This is a genomic window from Lysinibacillus sp. GW247-5R2A (assembly GCF_059424475.1).
Genome location: NZ_JBWKZL010000014.1, coordinates 101482 through 119051, shown reverse-complemented (window position 1 = coordinate 119051; position 17570 = coordinate 101482). Strand labels below are relative to the sequence as shown.

18 protein-coding genes are annotated in these 17570 nt (G+C 38.5%); 10 read left to right on the top strand and 8 right to left on the bottom strand.

Annotated elements, in window-relative coordinates:
- The first annotated feature begins 123 nt into the window (after positions 1-123).
- The 4 genes from AC07YC_RS19840 to AC07YC_RS19825 all read left to right on the top strand — a co-directional run bounded on the left by AC07YC_RS19840 (position 124) and on the right by AC07YC_RS19825 (position 3933).
- Positions 124-831: a glycosyltransferase gene (locus tag AC07YC_RS19840; protein ID WP_494920227.1), complete on the top strand. Its 708-nt coding sequence runs from the start codon at positions 124-126 to the stop codon at positions 829-831.
- 92 nt (positions 832-923) lie between these two features.
- Entirely contained in the window at positions 924-1184 is a 261-nt protein-coding gene (locus AC07YC_RS19835; RefSeq protein WP_004233098.1) for a metal-sensitive transcriptional regulator, read from the top strand.
- Between the two features lie 219 nt (positions 1185-1403).
- A complete protein-coding gene (locus tag AC07YC_RS19830; protein ID WP_494920226.1) occupies positions 1404-2543 on the top strand; it encodes a transglutaminase domain-containing protein in 1140 nt (379 codons plus the stop codon).
- Positions 2544-2637: 94 nt separating this feature from the next.
- Positions 2638-3933, top strand: coding sequence for a transglutaminase domain-containing protein (locus AC07YC_RS19825; protein WP_494920225.1), 1296 nt, complete (start codon positions 2638-2640; stop codon positions 3931-3933).
- 24 nt (positions 3934-3957) lie between these two features.
- Here the strand turns inward: AC07YC_RS19825 and AC07YC_RS19820 are convergent, their stop codons facing one another.
- The 7 genes from AC07YC_RS19820 to AC07YC_RS19790 form a co-directional block, all read right to left on the bottom strand.
- Entirely contained in the window at positions 3958-4905 is a 948-nt protein-coding gene (locus tag AC07YC_RS19820) for an N-acetylglucosamine kinase (RefSeq protein WP_494920224.1), read from the bottom strand.
- Positions 4902-6416: an argininosuccinate lyase gene (gene argH, locus AC07YC_RS19815; protein WP_336636377.1), complete on the bottom strand. Its 1515-nt coding sequence runs from the start codon at positions 6414-6416 to the stop codon at positions 4902-4904. Before argH ends, AC07YC_RS19820 begins: the two co-directional genes overlap by 4 nt.
- A 27-nt stretch (positions 6417-6443) precedes the next feature.
- Positions 6444-8165, bottom strand: coding sequence for an ABC transporter permease (locus AC07YC_RS19810; RefSeq protein ID WP_494920223.1), 1722 nt, complete (start codon positions 8163-8165; stop codon positions 6444-6446).
- Positions 8166-8177: 12 nt separating this feature from the next.
- The gene (locus tag AC07YC_RS19805) at positions 8178-9248 is read right to left on the bottom strand and encodes an ABC transporter ATP-binding protein (RefSeq protein WP_494920222.1); all 1071 of its coding nucleotides are present in this window, start codon (positions 9246-9248) and stop codon (positions 8178-8180) included.
- Between the two features lie 101 nt (positions 9249-9349).
- Complete coding sequence (locus AC07YC_RS19800; RefSeq protein ID WP_494920221.1) at positions 9350-10456, bottom strand: extracellular solute-binding protein; 1107 nt, start codon at positions 10454-10456, stop codon at positions 9350-9352.
- A 199-nt stretch (positions 10457-10655) separates the two neighbouring features.
- Complete coding sequence (locus AC07YC_RS19795) at positions 10656-11570, bottom strand: EamA family transporter (RefSeq protein ID WP_494920220.1); 915 nt, start codon at positions 11568-11570, stop codon at positions 10656-10658.
- A gap of 18 nt (positions 11571-11588) precedes the next feature.
- Entirely contained in the window at positions 11589-12152 is a 564-nt protein-coding gene (locus AC07YC_RS19790) for a GNAT family N-acetyltransferase (protein ID WP_494920219.1), read from the bottom strand.
- A 145-nt stretch (positions 12153-12297) separates the two neighbouring features.
- Here AC07YC_RS19790 and AC07YC_RS19785 point away from each other — a divergent pair, with 145 nt between their 5' ends.
- From AC07YC_RS19785 to AC07YC_RS19760, 6 genes are all read left to right on the top strand, one after another.
- Entirely contained in the window at positions 12298-13245 is a 948-nt protein-coding gene (locus AC07YC_RS19785; protein WP_336636382.1) for a carbohydrate kinase family protein, read from the top strand.
- Between the two features lie 20 nt (positions 13246-13265).
- Positions 13266-13697, top strand: coding sequence for a protein-tyrosine phosphatase family protein (locus AC07YC_RS19780; RefSeq protein ID WP_069479704.1), 432 nt, complete (start codon positions 13266-13268; stop codon positions 13695-13697).
- A gap of 208 nt (positions 13698-13905) precedes the next feature.
- The gene (locus tag AC07YC_RS19775; protein ID WP_081937092.1) at positions 13906-14109 is read left to right on the top strand and encodes a PLDc N-terminal domain-containing protein; all 204 of its coding nucleotides are present in this window, start codon (positions 13906-13908) and stop codon (positions 14107-14109) included.
- Positions 14106-14990 carry an ABC transporter ATP-binding protein gene (locus AC07YC_RS19770; RefSeq protein ID WP_494920218.1) on the top strand — a complete coding sequence of 295 codons (885 nt, stop codon included), beginning with the start codon at positions 14106-14108 and terminating at the stop codon, positions 14988-14990. Before AC07YC_RS19775 ends, AC07YC_RS19770 begins: the two co-directional genes overlap by 4 nt.
- Positions 14987-15769, top strand: coding sequence for an ABC transporter permease (locus tag AC07YC_RS19765; RefSeq protein ID WP_494920217.1), 783 nt, complete (start codon positions 14987-14989; stop codon positions 15767-15769). Before AC07YC_RS19770 ends, AC07YC_RS19765 begins: the two co-directional genes overlap by 4 nt.
- 352 nt (positions 15770-16121) lie before the next feature.
- The gene (locus AC07YC_RS19760; protein ID WP_375105769.1) at positions 16122-16826 is read left to right on the top strand and encodes a CBS domain-containing protein; all 705 of its coding nucleotides are present in this window, start codon (positions 16122-16124) and stop codon (positions 16824-16826) included.
- Between the two features lie 19 nt (positions 16827-16845).
- On the opposite strand, the gene AC07YC_RS19755 is transcribed toward AC07YC_RS19760, so the two are convergent.
- A complete protein-coding gene (locus AC07YC_RS19755; RefSeq protein WP_249661550.1) occupies positions 16846-17565 on the bottom strand; it encodes a DUF421 domain-containing protein in 720 nt (239 codons plus the stop codon).
- Positions 17566-17570 lie beyond the last annotated feature (5 nt).

Below are 17570 nucleotides of genomic sequence, written 5' to 3'. Positions count from 1 at the left end.
CGATATTATTGATATGTTTTCATGGGATTCATCAGTTGAATTGTTGCTGTTACATGATACTATTTGATATAAGGGGAATTCATTCATATGAAGAGCCTGACAGCCTATAGGTGGAGGATAGACATGAAAAATATTGCAGCTATTATTCCAGCATATAATCCGCAACAATCACTCATTACCTATGTACATCAATTACTAGCAACGACCATTACACAAATTATTATTGTCAATGATGGAAGTGATCAGAAATATAAAGGGATTTTTGACGACCTAAAAAAAATAGATGGTTGCCAAGTCCTTCAGCATCGAGACAATATTGGAAAAGGTGGTGCCCTAAAGACAGCCTTTACATATATACGAGAGCAAAAAAGAATATTTCATGGGGTACTCACAGTAGGGGCTCATGGTCAGCATACATTACAAGATGTAAAGCTTGTTTTAACAATGACGAAGGTCTTTTCAGAAGGTATTGTGCTAGGCGTGCGAAACTTCCATTCGGTCGATAGTACCTTTCTTTCCTATTGGGGAAATCGTGCAACAAGTCTCTTTTTTGAACTGCTCTATCACCGGAAATTGATGGATACTCAAACGGGTTTACGCTATATTTCGATGAATGAATTACCATGGCTAATGAAGGTAAAAGGTGAACATTATGATTATGATACAAATATGCTAATCGCTGCACTTAAACGAAAGTGCCCTATTTTCGAGGTGGAGATTGGGCAATTACGAATAAAAAAGAACTCCATTATTCAGTATGATGAAATAACAAATGCAAGCTCCATTATAACGAGAATGCTTATGAATTATTTACGACCAAGAAAACAATGATAATTAAGGTTTAAAATTGAAATAAAGAGCTAGGATAAAGGATAACAATTACTCAATAGAACGTAGCGAGTATAGAAAGAAGGAGCATGTTTATGGAATATTCAGATCAAGTGAAAAATCGGGTGAAACGAATGGAAGGTCAGCTACGTGGTATTTTGAAGATGATGGAGGAGGAAAAAGACTGTAAGGCAGTGATTACGCAGCTATCAGCCGTCCGCTCGGCTGTAGACCGAACAGTTGGTGTGATTGTTAGTACAAATTTATTGGAATGTGTGCAAAATGCGGAAGGGGATGGCGAAAAGATGAATGAGGCCATTCAGGAAGCGGTTAACTTAGTAGTAAAAAGTCGTTAATTGTCGTAAAACTCACTGGAATGTAGTGAGTTTTATTTTTTTACAATTTAATAGTTAGAATCGACGCCTATATTCAATTTTTAGGTATTTTATATTAGAAGGATCATTTTATTTTTTTAGTTGAAAGTCTTAGTTGGGGCGCTTGTCTCATAGCCTAGTAGTCACTTTCTTTGTTATGCTAACTAATAATGATAGCGTAAAAGGGAAGGTGATCGTGTTATGAAGAAATGGTTATTATGTGGCGCTACTTTACTTATGTTAAGCCCGACTGCGGCTTATGCACAACATGAGGAAACTAATTCTGTAATAAATCCTGTTGTAGCAAATTCAACAGTCACAACTTGGGAGCAGTTTACAAAAGAACTAATAAAGAAAATTAATAGTTTTGAAACGAATATTAACATTACATATACTGGGCCGATGGGTGATTTCAAAAAAGAGATTATGGCTGCCTTTGATCAAGCTAAAAAGCAGGCTGTGTACGCAAGCGGACATATGGAAAGCACAACAATTTCCGCAGATTCTTTAGGGAACGTAACCTATAAAATAAAGTACCTGACAAATCAAACACAAGAAGCAGCTGTACAAAAAAAGATCGGTCAAGTATTGAAAAATATTATAAAGCCCACTATGACTGAATTCGATAAAGTAAAAGCTATTAATGATTATATTGTATCGAATACTAGTTATGGTACTAAAACAAAAGCAAGTCCCCATAGTGCCTATGCTTTGCTATTTGAAGGACAAGCTGTTTGCCAAGGTTATGCCTTAGCTGCACAGGCGATGCTGTCAGAGAGTGGAATTGAAACAAAATACGTGGTGGGATTTGTGAATGGAAATGAGGCTCATGCTTGGAACTTGGTAAAGGTAGACGGCAAATGGTACCATTTGGATACAACATGGAATGATCCACTACCAAATCGCATTGGTGCTGCATCCTATGATTACTTTTTAGTGACGGATGAAGTGCTTAAGAAGGATCATTCTTGGATTCAGGCAGATTACCCTGCTGCCTCAAGCACTAAATATAGCTTTATGCACAATGTTCATTTTGCGTATCAATTAAATAATGTCGTCTATTTTAGTAATACGGCTGATCACGATAAATTATATAATCTAGAAATGGCAACTGGTAAAAAAACAAAAGTTTTGGATAAACGAGCGTTGTATATTACTGGAATGGGCCAAAATCTATATTATAGTGATTATAGCAACAGCGGTTATTTAACAAAACTAAATCTGAAAACATTAAAGGCTGAAGTGTTGGTCAAACAGCCAGTAACGAATCTAAAGATTAGTGACAATTATCTAATCTATAACATGAATGCCAAAGAGCATAAACTTACATTAAGTCAGTAAACAATTATTAACAGGCATAAAAGGACTCTGAACGGGTTCTTTGTGCTTGTTTTTGTATATAATGAATAGAAGAAGACGGTTGGAGGTGAGGAGTTTGTGGAAGAAATTAGCCATTATTATGATCATCATTATTTTCATTGACCCCATTTATACGGCAGGTAAAGCAGTTGTCCGGCAGGTAGCAGAATGGACAAATAATGATGAGATAGAAACAATGCTTCTTTCAACAAAGGAAAAAATCGTTGATGTAACCGCTAGACTTTCAGACAATGCCTCAATAGAAACGGCCATACCTATAGAAGACATGCATGATATGGAGGTAGCACCTACTGCTCAAGCAATTCAGAAACCAGAGACGAAGTTAGTTGTGACAAACGTTAAGGAAATGACTGATGCAATGTATGCGTATTATAGTAGTTTCTCACCGAAATTTGAAATTCAGTATAAAGGGAATACACAACGAATTGAACAAATTGTAGAAGAGGCCTATAACAATGCCATCGAAAGAGACGATTATGTGTATGGCCATATTAGTAAACATTCAATTCGTTTTGAATATGGAAGAAACCAGGCAACAATATTTGGGGAGCAAAGCTATTTAATGACCCCAGAACAGGCTGCCTACGTGGAGATGAATGTCCAAGAAATCATTGCCAAAATTAGTAATACATCTATGTCAGACGTAGAAAAGGTACGAGCCGTTAATGATTATATTGTGGCGAATACGGCCTATACCGATCAGACAAATTCTAGTCCCCATAGCGCCTATACCGTTCTTGCAGAGCGCGGAGGGGTATGTCAGGGCTATGCTTTACTTGCTCACTCCATGTTACAAAAGCTAGGGATTGAAACGAAATATATTGTAGGATATGTAGGTCAAGAAGGACATGCGTGGAATTTAGTGAAGTTAGGTGGACAATGGTATCACCTTGACACAACGTGGAATGATCCAGTCCCAGATCGTAAGGGGGCCATTCGTTACCAATACTTTTTAGTTGATGACCGCACAATGGCAAAAGACCACTCATGGATTGCTGAAGATTATCCTAAAGCAACGAGTACACTTTATAGTTACTATCATGATATAGACTTCCCAGCACAGGTTGACCATCAATTATATTTTAGCAACATCTCTGATGACAATAAGCTGTATGTGCTTGATATGAAGACGGGTAAAACGAAACGAGTAACAAATTCCCGTGTACAATACGTCGTTTATGCAGATGGATGGCTCTATTATAGTAATTATTCCCGAGGCGCTTATTTAACAAAGATTCGTCCAGATGGTAGCGGGGAACAGTCCCTAAACCGAGAAGATACGAAGGATTTATTTGTGAAAGATGGCTATCTCTATTTCACAACGAATGAGTTGAAGAAAATGGCCCTATAAATGGGGACAACAAAAGGGCATGACTTATAAACAGTCATAGGCCCTTTTTGTTCGTTCAATTAAATAAGCAATTGGTTGCTGCTTACAAAGAGAAATGGAAATCTGCGGATGCGTTACTGCTAATATATTTGTAAATGTTTTTAAAATAAGTGGATTATACTTGATGGCACCACCATTACAATAAAGAGGAAACAGTCCATTCTGATAGCCTATCTTTGTTAACACGGCCCTTGCTAAAAGAGCCAATTCTTGAGCTGCCTGTTGTGATATTTGAATGGCACAAGCATCTTGTTGTTCAACTGCTTGCGCAACAAATGACCCCATTTTCGCTAATTGTGCATTTGTATAGGATGGCTGAAATAACCATTCAGCGAGCTCGGTTACATTTTGTATACCTAAGGAATGATAGACAGCCTCTTTTAAAATAGTGGTCTCACCTCGACCATCTTCCATTTTAAAGATGGCTCTTACCACCTCTTGCCCTAACCAATAACCACTACCCTCATCTCCAGCTCGGTGTCCCCAGCCTCCAGCCCGAACGATTTGCTGTCCATCATACGCGTAAGCGATGGCTCCTGTTCCAGCAATGAGTAATGCACCTGCCTGTCCAGCAGTCACACCAAGTAGTGTGGCTTCAGCGTCATTTTCAATAATAAGAGTTGCAATAGAGAGCTGTGTGGCTGATAGGGCATTTTGAACAATGGCTGTAACCATTTCTTTGTCTTTTGGAGAATCAATCCCAGCTAAGGCAAAGGTAGCTACAGCAATTTGAGAGCAGGGATACTTTTGTAAAAAATTTTCTACCTTTGCTAATAGCTCATGTAATATCACTGTAGCTGCTTCCATACCAATGGCTTGATAGTTGGAGCCCTTTGTTGAAGCTGAATATTCCATAACACCAGTTTCCGCGTGAACGACTGCGCATGCCGTTTTTGTTGCACCGCCATCTATAACTAGAAGCCATTTCATCATTGGCTCCATTCCTCAAGAAAAATCGTTAATTGTTTCTCTGCTTCAATAATGGAGATTTCCTTTAATTGAATCCATTCATAAAGACTTTTTGTTTTCATTTTGGCATGTTCAAGCGCTGCTTTCATTGTGGCAGGAGCTGGGCCACCTGGTAGTGTTCGAACACCAACAAAAGACTCTGGCTGTAAGGTTTTATAAAAATCCTCTTCTGAAATATTTAATTCTTTTCCCGTTACCAATTTAGATTGAGTATTCACGAGCCCCCATGTAAGGCTTGCTAGCGATTCCTCACTATGAGCAAGTAGTACTTTAATGCATTTACTAACAATGCTATGTGCTTGGCGGAAGGAAATATCCTCTGAACGTACTAATGTATCAGCCAGCTCAGTAACATTGGCAAAGCTGTTCTCTGCACGGTTTCTTAGTTTTTTCTTGTTCACATCCATTGTGACAACAAGTGAGCCAAATAATTTATAAATCCCAACTAAGCGGTCGATGGCACGCCATAAATAGGGTTGCATATCATCCTCAGTATCGACGATATCTCCGAATGGTGTATTATGTACCATCTGTAACACGGTGCTTGCATCTCCAACAACAGCTGATAGTAATGAACGCGTATGTTCAATTGAAACAGGATTACGCTTTTGGGGCATAATAGAGCTTATTTGAACATATGGACTGGCGAGTGTGAAGGCATTGAACTCCTGGGTAGCCCATAATAAAAAATCTTGAGAGGTGCGGCCAAGATTGAGTGCAGCAAGCTGTACAATACTTGCTGCTTCAGCAATATAGTCAGCTCCAGCCACTGCATCCCACGCATTTTCGATAATATCGTCGAATGCCAACAAATGACGCATCCGTTCTCGATTTATATTAAATCCTGTTGTAGTTAAGGCTGCAGCCCCCATACTGCTACGATTCACAGTTTTATAGACATGCTGCATGCGCTCAAAATCTCGTTCGAGCTGGTCAATGACAGCCTTTAAATAATGGGCAAAGGTTGTAGGCTGTGCCTGTTGGGTATGCGTGTAGCCAATCATAATAGTATCTACATGCTCCTCAGCAGCTGCGATTAAATCATCTCGCAATGTGAGTAGCTCTCGCATTAATAACAGTAATTTTTGCCTTAGTGTCATACGATAAATGGCGATGCCCATGTCATTACGACTGCGTCCAATATGAAGATTTCCAGCAACGTCGCCAGCAAGCTCTATTAATTTATTTTCAATGCGGAAAAATAAATCTTCGTATTGGGGGCTATAATCTTCTATACGATAATAATTTAAATCTATTTTCTTTAGTGCTGCCCCAATTTGTTTCGCTTCCTCTTTTTTTACAAGTCCTTGTTCTTCTAACATTTTTAAATGAGCTATATTAATTTGTAGCATAATAGTTAGAAAATTTTTCTTTGCCTCTTCATAAGCTGGCTGTAACACAATTTTCCGATAGATGTTAGAAGGGAAAATCATCCCATCTTCCTGCTGCGTTTTGTTGCGAAAATCTTCAAACATTATCATGGCCTCCTAATAGATTAGCAGTTAAATAGCTGTACCAGCACTGCCTTTTGATAGTTTTTCAGAAATAATAAGGACAACTAAAATTAAGCAAATTTGTAAGACACCGTAGGCACATGCAGTCCCAAATTTAAATGCATACAATTTTTGAAATATGGCAACAGACAATGGAATAGTAGATGTACTGTAGATAAGAATGGACGCAACAAATTCACCAAAGCTTTGTACTAGGGCTAATAGTGTTCCCGCTAATATTCCGGTGAATGTTAAAGGTACGACGATGCGTCTAAATGTATACCACCAATTGGCGCCTAATCCACGTGATGCCTCTTCAATTGACGGGTCTAGTTGTACGAGAGAGGCAGAGGTTGACCGGAAAACAAGTGGCAAATGTCGGATAAAATAGGCTAATGGTAAAATCCAAAATGTCCCGATTAATACTTGATTAAAGGCAAAGATGTTTTCCGTGCTAAAGGCGGCGATTAAATTGACTGCTACCACTGTCCCTGGTAGAGCCCAAGGTACCATTATTAAAATGTCGAGTAATGTTTTTCCTTTAAAATTTAAACGGACCATCGCATATGCTGCGGCAACACCAAAGATAATATTGCCAAATGTTGCGACGATACCCATCTGTATAGAATTCCAAATAGGTCGCCATGTACGCTCATCAGTAAAGAGAGCTGTATAATGATCCAGTGTATAGTCTGTAGGGAGTATTTGAGTCTTCCATGCCCCATCAACAGAAAAGGATATTAATATCAGCACTAATATCGGTAAAATCAAAATCAACGTGCCGATAAAGGAGGCAATAGTTGCCGCTATTTTTATTTTCTTGGAGGATACCTCCGAGCGATGGACACTTATCCCTTTACTGAGATTTTGATAATTTCTGCGATTTTGATACCAACGCATCATTATTAAAAATGTAATAGAGACGAAGGACAGTATCATCGACTGAGTTGCGGCCATCTCAAGATTGCCATTAGTCCGCGATAAGTAGATTTGCATGGTCATAGTTCGTTCTACACCAAACATTAAGGGTGCCGTGTAAGAGGCCATAGAGATCATAAACACCAATAAGGAGGAAGCAACAATGGAAGGGGTCAGCATGGGTAAAATAACCTTTGTCCACACGCGAATACGCCCTGCACCTAAACTAGTTGCCGCTTCTTCTAGAGCTGGATCTAGCCCCTTTATGGCTGCTGATGCGGTTAAATAAAAATAAGTATACATGGTGAAAGTATGAACAACGATGACTCCCCAAATCCCTTTCAATGAAAAGGGTACATGATCTAAACCAAATAGATGCTGAAAGATTCGAGGGAAAATACCACTATCTCCGTACAAAAATGAAAAGGATAGCACACCGACTAGGGGGGGGAGTGCCATAGGGACCAATACTAAAATAGAAAGTATTCGTCTCCCAGGGAAGTTATAGCGTTCGAGTAAAAAAGCCATAGTTACTCCAACGATAGCGCAGCAAAGGACGCTAATAATAGAAATATAAATACTGGTCCACAAAGCTTCTAAATTTGCTGGGCTTGCTAGATTGAAAAATTTTTTATAGTGAAGGAATGGTTCATCACCAGCAAAACTTTGAGTAAATGTTTGATAGAAGGGATAGACGACATAGGCGAACAACACTAAAAATAATGGCGATATTAATATATAGATGAACCAATGGGAATGAAAGATTCGTGTCCATATACTTTCTTGAGAAGCATTGACAGCTTGCTTTTCCATATTGGCTTCCTCCTATTCCCCTAAAAAATACAGCGAGTCATGCGTTATATGAATGGTAATATCCTCGCCAATCTTTTTTATTTGGTCATAAGAATTAATAAGCATTACTTTAAGTGAAAAGGCGTTACAATCTACAATATAATTGACGCTAATGCCTGTGAATTCAACAAAGGTAATTTTCCCTGTTAATGTATTATCCCCAGTCCCCAAATGAATAGATTCTGGACGTATTGAAATAAATACTTTGTCTCCAATCATATGCGTTAATGCTGGAGAGCTCTGTTGCTTTCGCCCAGTAAAAATATGCCCATTTGCTGTTTTCACTTGTATTTCTTCGCCTTCAATTGCTTCTAATATGCCCTCAATTAAATTGGTTTCGCCAATAAAGTTAGCTACAAAGCGATCTACAGGTTGGTGATATATTTCCTGAGGAGTCCCAATTTGCTTGATATAGCCGTTTTCCATGACCATGATTCGGTCAGACATCGCCATAGCCTCCATTTGATCATGGGTAACATAAATCGTCGTAACACCAAGCTCAGATTGAATCCGTTTGATTTCAACACGTGTTTCCTCACGTAATTTTGCATCTAAATTGGATAATGGTTCATCCAGTAATAAAATATCTGGCTCAATTACGAGTGCTCGAGCCAAAGCCACACGTTGCTGTTGCCCGCCAGAAAGCTCATTTATTTTTCTGTTTCCATAATTTGATAGATGTACTTGTCCTCTCATTCGATCAACCTTGTACTGAATCTCAGTTTTAGAAAATTTACGAACCTGTAAACCAAATGCGATGTTTTCATCTACTGTCATATGGGGGAAAAGGGCATAGTTTTGAAATACCATACCGATATTGCGTTTATTTGGCTGAAGCCGAGTGACATCTTGTTCATCAAATAGAATCCTACCTTTAGTAGGGTAATAAAAACCGGCAATCATTCTCAAAGTAGTTGTCTTGCCACAGCCGCTAGGCCCAAGAAAAGTGAAAAATTCACCAGCCTTTATTTCGAGATCTACATCTTTCACACCATACAACTGACCAAATTGCTTCGAGACCTTTTCGATTGTGACTCTTTTCAACAAAAAACTCCTCTCCAACAAAGGATTCATAGCTATATAGGGAATGAGATAGATAGTAAGGTGAAAACCCACTAAAAAAAGCTGGATTTTTCACCCGGATACTATTTACCGCGGCCTTTAATATTGTTATCCCAGTATTCCATCCATTCAGCCTCTTTGTCAGACATTTGCTGCCAGTCTATATCGAATGTTTTTAAATCTAATTCTTGATACCACTCTGGCATGGAGGCCTTATCGATATCAGATCGTGTAGGAATTTGATAATAATCATTTGCTAACTGTGTCACCATCTCTTTTTCGAATAAAAATTCGACAAATAGTTTGGCATTCTCTAGATTTTTCGCCTTGTTGACAACAGCAACACCATCTACCAAAATAGGTGCTCCGCTTTTTGGATAAATATAATCAAAGGGATAATCAGTTGTATATTTCTTTAATAAAATATCTTGTAGATTCCATAAGGAGACACTGCCTTCTTGTCGTGTTAGCTTTAAGTACAAAGCATTTGGATCTTGCGTATATTCCTTCGTATTAGCGTCTAATTGTAAGAGCCATTCATAGCCTTTATCAGGAGAGTTCGCATCTTGTCGTACAATCATAGAGGAATATATGGTGCGCATTGTTCCTGAAGCCAGCACGCCCCGAATTAAAATTTGATCCTTCCATTTAGGGTCAAGAAGGTCATCCCAATCCTGTGGCCCATTTTCTTTTGTTAATAAATCTCTATTGATCATAATGACTTCTGGTAGCAGCATCTCGCCAAACCAGCGACCATCTACATCTTTATGTGTACCATCAATAGAGTCAATAAAGCTAGGCTGCCAGGCATGTAATAAGTCTTCATTCGCCCCAACAATGAGTGCTGATTGTGTGCCGCCCCACCAAAAGTCTGCCTGAGGATTGGCCTTTTCGCCCCGTAAACGTTCTAAAATTTGCTGAGCGCCCATTGTTAAAAACTCTACTTCAATGTCTGGATACTTTTTATTAAACTGGTCGATTACACTTTGCACCATTTCTTCGTCACGCCCTGTGTAAATAACAAGCTTACCGGATGGCGTTGTTGTCGCTACTTCCGTTTTGTCGCCATCTGTCGCTTTATCGTTCTTGGCAGCATCATTTGTAGTTTTTGGGTCATCGTTTCCACTACATGCAGCTAAAACAAACAGTATGAACACAAGGAAAAAACTAAGAATACGTGTTTTTTTCATCAACTTCCCCTTTCTCAAAGTAAGGTACTTACATATTGCAGTATAATACGAAGGGGTAACATTCATGTTAGAATTATTAAAAAATTACATTTTCCTTCATCATAGCGAAGTGCCAATCCATTAGCAACGGCATTTCAATGAAGTGCAAAAAAACTCCTTAAAAAGGAATATTTCCATTTTCAAGGAGTTTTCTATCTGTTTAGGTTTGTGCATCCAATAGGGTATCATTTTGTCGGCGTTGCGCAATAATTGTCGGCAATAACATACCGACTATCACTAGAGCAATGCCCATAATTTGCAATGCCGTTAATGGTTCATGTAGGACAATAACGGAAACGGTAACTGCAACAGGTAATTCAATAGCGCTTAAGATGGAAGCGAGTGCACCACCAATTTTCGGAATAGCAATGGAGAATAAGTATATAGGTAAAATGATACCGAATAGACCGAGGGCTAATCCATACTTCCATAAGCCTTCCATAAACAATTTGCCGTTCCAAATCACTTCAGGACTTAAGAAAATACTGATCATTATAAGGGCTACAAAGGAAACGATAAATACCCTTGAAGTGGTTGTAACACCCTCCACTGGTCGAGAGTTAAATTGAATGAAGCAGGCAAAGGTAACGGCAGCAGCAAAGCCGAATAACCACCCTTGGAGAGGAATTCCACTTAAATCTACATTTAAAACACCTGCAGCTAAAATTGTTCCTACAAATAAGATAATAATAGAAATTACTTCAGGTCGACTTGGTAATCTTTTATGTAGAGCACAATCAATTAACAAACCAATCCATGTAAATTGGAACAGCATCACTACTGCAAGAGAAGCGGGTAAATACTTGAGAGATTCTCCGTACACTATTCCTGTCGTTCCGGTAAAAATACCAGCGCATAATAATATAAGCATGCCTTTTTTGGATGGCTTAGGTAATTTTCTATCTGTCAACATAAAAATAACTAAAACAAGTAAAAAGCCAATAATATATTGGCTCGATACAGCCTCTGCAGATGTAAAGCCATGCTGCATTGCTACTTTGACAATAGTCGACAAAATTCCATAGCTACTAGAGGCAATGACGATCAAAAGAGGGTAAATTAAATTTGTTTTCATGAATACAATCTTCACTTCCTAAAATTGTTTCACCATATGATGAAATGGTTCATCAATTATGGACCAGGGCTCAGTAATAACAAAGCCTAAACGTTCATAAAGACGACGAGCATCTTCTTTTTGAGTTTCTACATTTAAAGATAACTTTGTATAGCCCTGCTGCTTTGTCAGTTCTTCGGCATATTGTAAAAGCAATGTGCCAATTCCTTTACCGCGCGCTTCAGGTGTTACACAAACTGTATCGATATAAGCCTCATCTTCGTGGGCCTCTTGATCGATGATGATGGATGGAGCATTTTTAGCCTCTAACCATTTCACAAGGTTAGCATCCATAGCAATGGCATGTGCGCCATAATAATAAACGAGAATCCCTACTATTTGCCCATCCTCCGTAGCGACATAGGTATTTAAATAAGAATGTCGATTGTCGTCACGCTGAAAAAGGGTTGTCAGTTCTTGACGAACAGCTTCGGTCGATTGCTCGCCAGTTAAACGATTAGCAATCTCACCAATCGCATCAATAATTAAAGGCACAACGGCATGGGCATCTTGTGGTTGCGCTTGTCGAATTGTAATACTCATCTTGAAAATCCCTACCTTTCTATAGGCAAGTATAACAAAGTTAGTGGATGACACAAATTTTCAGGCATGCTTCCACAAGTTAAACCTTTATAGAATGACAATTTTCGTGTTAATCTATAATGACTAGACTTTCAGGAGGACAATCATGACGAAGCAAGATAAGGATTTTATTTTAGTCTATGGAGACGCATTTATTGACTATATTGCTGATGATGTAACAAACACATCATTTACAAAATATATGGGTGGTGCAACAGTAAATGTTGCAGCAGGTATTAGCAGAATTGGGGCACCATCTGCCCTAATTACAATTACAGGGGATGATGAGGGTTCTCAGTTTGTGCGTGATGGGCTTGTAGAGGAAGGTGTCAAGCTTGACTATGCCATATTCGACCCCGCTAAACGAGTAAGTGGTGTTTATGTGCATCTGACAGAAGCCTGTGAACGAATTTTTAAAGATTATGTGGATGAAACACCTGATTTACAAGTGGAGCCGCAACAATTAAATGAAGCAGCATTTAAACATGCCTCTGCTTTAACGGTATGTTCAGGGACCATGTTCCATCCGACAGCTCTAGCTACAACTCGAGCTGCCGTAGAAATGGCGAAGGACAAAGGTGCAATCATTGCGATGGATGCAAATATTCGACCATTACGCTGGAGTAGTGAAGAAATTTGCCGAGAAACGATTACGTCGTTTTTTGAGGATGTAGATATTTTAAAGGTAACAGATGATGAGTTATTCTTCCTGACGGAAACGACTAGTTTGGAAGAAGGAATTGAACAACTAAGTAGCTATTTAGTGCCTATTATTTTAGTGACAGTAGGAGAAAATGGCACTTATGCGGTGTTGAATGGAGAGGTTATCCACGTACCAACTGAAAAGGTAACACCTGTAGATACTACTGGTGCAGGGGATGCATTTATGGCAGGGGTATTACGCGATGTTCATTACAATGGCTTACCTACAACAAATGAAGAGCTTGTTCGCTGTACAAGCTTTGGTAATAAATTAGGAGCATTTGCAGCAACAAAAGCAGGCGCTTTAACGGCTTTACCATATTACGAGGATATTAAGCATTTACTGAAATAATCCTATGGAGTGTGACCAATATGGAAAAAAACTATGATGTTTTAGTAAAGGATCAAATATTCTTTGGCGGCGCAAAAGATGCGGAGGCAGCTTTTAAGCAAGAAGCTGTAGATGTTGTAATAGATGTTCGTGTGCAGGGACTTACTTCAGAAGAGCAAGAGACTGTTTCTTATTCGTATAAGCATATGCCAATTGCAGATGAAGATATTGCGGTAGCATCATCTATTCAGCATGTAGCTAAGGAAATTGCTTCGTCCTATGAGGCAGGACAGAAGGTATATGTTCACTGTGGAAGTGGTGGTGGTCGTGCTGGAGTAGCAGCTACTGCGGTGTTAATAGAGCTAGGGCTGGCTCATTCTCTTGAGGAAGCGGAGGCAGCGGTCAAAAAGGCTCGTCCACAAGTAACGATTCGTCCTAAAATGGAAGACGCTCTACAACAACTTTATAAATAAAGGAAAAGGTGTACTGATTAAGGTACATCTTTTTTTGTTTTATAAATGAGGCAGGGCGTATAGATGGTGAAACAGGGGACTATCTTAAACATGACATCTTATCCTATGGAAATGTCACCTAATATTTGGAATAAACAACAACTTTGTTCTATACATATTAGAACAAAGTTGTTATAGTTAATCTATAACAACTAATGGGGTGATCTGTATGATGGAGGAATTAGCAAAAGTTCCATGGGCAGTGATAGCACCGCTCATCGTCGTTCAATTAATATTAATGATCGTAGCACTTATTGATTTGCGTAAAACACATGCAACGAATGGGCCTAAAATTTTATGGGTATTTATTATTTTATTTACAAATATAATAGGGTCGATTGCGTACTTTATAGTTGGGAGAAAGCAGTCATGACAACATTACTTCAAGTAACTGGTTTGACCAAACGATTTGCAGAGCACAATGTTGTAGATAATGTTCAATTTATTCTAGAGGAAAATACTTCAACGGCGTTAATAGGGCCAAATGGCGCGGGTAAGACAACAACATTGTCCATGTTAACAGGGCTCTTAACGCCGACTGCCGGAAGTGTAGAAATGCTAAATGGGGATTTACGTGAAAATATAGGGTTTTTACCCCAATATCCACAGTTCCATCCTTGGCTCAGCGCGTTAGAATTTACTGAGATGGCTGCGCGGCTAAATGGTGTATCAGCAAAAAATGCTAAATTAGAAGCTCAAAAAACATTAGAGTTTGTAGGGTTAGGAAATGTTCAACATAAAAAAATAGATACTTTTTCTGGTGGGATGAGGCAACGCCTTGGTATTTCCCAGGCAATTGTGCATAAGCCAAAATTACTGTTATTAGACGAACCTGTTTCAGCACTAGACCCTGTTGGCCGTAGAGAGGTTCTTGATTTATTAAAAGGTTTACAACAAGAGACAACCATTTTATATTCAACTCATATTTTAAACGATGCGGAAGAAATGACAGATCAGTTATTATTCTTACAAAATGGAAAACTAGTAGAGCAAGGAACATTACGAGAGGTACGCCAACGTTTTGATGAGCAAAATTATATAATTGAGTTTTCCAGTGAGGAAGAGGCAAAGCTTTTTGCAAGCTCGACTGATCATGTAGTAGGTTGTTATGTATATATCGAGATATTGAATGAGCAGCCAACGATGAAGGAGCTTCTTCATCGTTTAAGTAATTGTCCTTATACAATAAGAAAAGTAGAACGACAAACAGCATCGTTGGAAGAAATTTTCATGAAGGTGGCGAAAAAAGCATGAGAGGATTCAACGTACTTCTACAAAAGGAATTTAGAGAGGCGTGGCGAAGCTGGAAATTTTTGTGGATTCCTCTTGTGTTTGCCCTGCTTGGAATGAATGATCCCCTGATAAATTATTATATAATGGATATTTTAAATGCTGTTGGAAATGTGCCAGAAGGCTTTGAAATGTTGATGCCTGAATTAATGCCCGTTGACCTATTACAGGCTTCTATAGGGCAGTTTCAAACGATAGGGTTATTGGTGATAATGGCTTCTTTTGTGGGTATTATAAGTAAAGAACGTGCGAGTGGTACGGCTACCTTATTATATGTAAGACCTATATCTTTTGGAGCCTACTTTATGAGTAAATTTATTGTAATGAGTGCAGTTTGTTTTGTGAGTATTTTAGCAGGCTTTGCGGCAAGCGTGTATTACACAAGTATTTTATACGGAGCTTTAGAAATTGGACCACTGCTTGCCAGCTTTTGTACGTACTATGTTTGGCTAATGTTTGTAATGGCTGTGACATTAATGATGAGTGCTAGTTTTAAAACAATTATAGCTACTACATGTGCCTTTACAGTTATCTTTATTGGGCAAATAGTCGATATGGTAGTAGGACTTTTCTGGACTATATCCCCTTGGAAGCTAGCAAGCTATGGACCTTTACTAGTTCGTGGAACAATGGAGATGTCTGATTACTGGTGGAGTTTAATCATGACGATAGCACTGATAATTCTTTGTATTTGGATTGGAATTACAATGATGAAAAGAAATGCGGCTATGACCAAAATTTAAAAAATATAGGACGGGAAATCTGATACATATAGATTTTTCCGTCCTTTTGTTTGAAAGCATACCGCCATTGATAAGCAGGAAGAGCCCAACAAAGAACATAATCCATGATAGGGCCGAGCACAGTTCTTTGAATCGTCAGCAAAATAACCATACCCCTTTCCCTGTTAGTGTCATTATACAAAATGACGTAGCGTAACTTTCAAGGGGATATATACAAATAAATATATAAATGACAGCAAAAATTACATTCTTGGAATATGCATTACTTAGGAATATAATGGTGGTGTAACTCGAAATTTGTCAAATAACTCGGAAAATAAATAAAGTTACTAGAGAAAGAGGGTACGTAAAAGTGGAGACTGAAAATTCCGATCGTTTCCTGACAGCATTTAATCGAATAGACCATAGATTACGAGATATTGTAGGCATTAAGGATTTTACGCCCTTTTATCGGCTCATTGATCAAGCGAAGAAAAAAGAGGTATTGGTGAAAAAATACGAAGATGATTTACGGTCATACGCCGATTTGCGAAATGCAATTGTCCATCATCGTACTTCTATTAACTATGTAATTGCAGAACCACATACCGATGTAGTCGAAAGAATTGAATACATAGATGCTACGCTTGCTAAGCCTATGCTTGTCGGTCAAATGTTCCGAAAGAGAGTACTTGTTTTTCAAGAGAATGATTCCCTCAAGCATGTGTTAAAGGTTATTCACCAGCGAAAATATACGCAGTTCCCCGTCTATTTTAATAAACAATTTAGAGGGCTAATTACAACTGTAGGAATTACCAATTGGCTTGCCTCTAAAATGGGTGGCGACCATTTACCTAAAGGAATTCCGACGTTGCATGATATTTTGATGCATGAGAAAAATAGGGTGAATTACAAGTTTGTTAGCAGATACATAACGATATATGAAGCCGAAGAAATTTTTAAACAGGGAGTGGAAAGAGGTAGGCGTTTTGAGGCATTACTAATAACAGAGCATGGCAAACCACACCAAAAATTAATAGGAATCATTACACCGTTAGATATTGTAAAAATTGATTAAAAAAAAACGAGACAAGCATTTATGGGCTTGAATGTCTCGCTTTATCTTTTAGGCTAATGTATAAGGACCCATTTGTTTGAACCTGTGCAAAAAAGACATCTTCAACGGAATGCACATTTTGTTTTTTCAGCTTCTTCATTACCCAGTCCTCTGTTAATTCGAGCTCTACAATATTTTCTTTGATGAGTTGCCCATCTGACACAACCTCCGTAGGCAAATAAGTAGGTGGGGAAACATCAGCTTTAACATCCTGCTTCGTGGCAACTTGCTCGGAGGTTTTTTGCAGGACACTTAGTTTTCCGTTTGTTTCAAGTAACGCATATTGAATATCTTGTACAGAAAAGATGGCTTGCTCACGTAGCATCATTGTCAGCTCGTCCATATGCAAACGATTTTTTCTTAAGGCAGATTCTAAAATAAGACCATTTTGTACGACAATCGTAGGTTTGTCATCAATAAGGACGCGAGCTTTTTTTGATTTAATCGTAATAATCGTCATTAAGTAGGTTAAGGCACTCCACCAGATAAGGGATATTACGCCATCCAAAAAGGGTGTTTCCTCCTGTGAGGCGATTTCTGAAGCAATCGATCCAAATGTAATACCAGTAATATAATGGAAAAATGTGAGTTGGCCCAATTGTTTCTTTCCAAGAATACGCGCCAAAATAAGTAAGATGAAGAATGAAAGTGTTGTTCGAAGAATCATTTCCCAAAAATGAGCATGAATAAAGCTTTCCATGCATA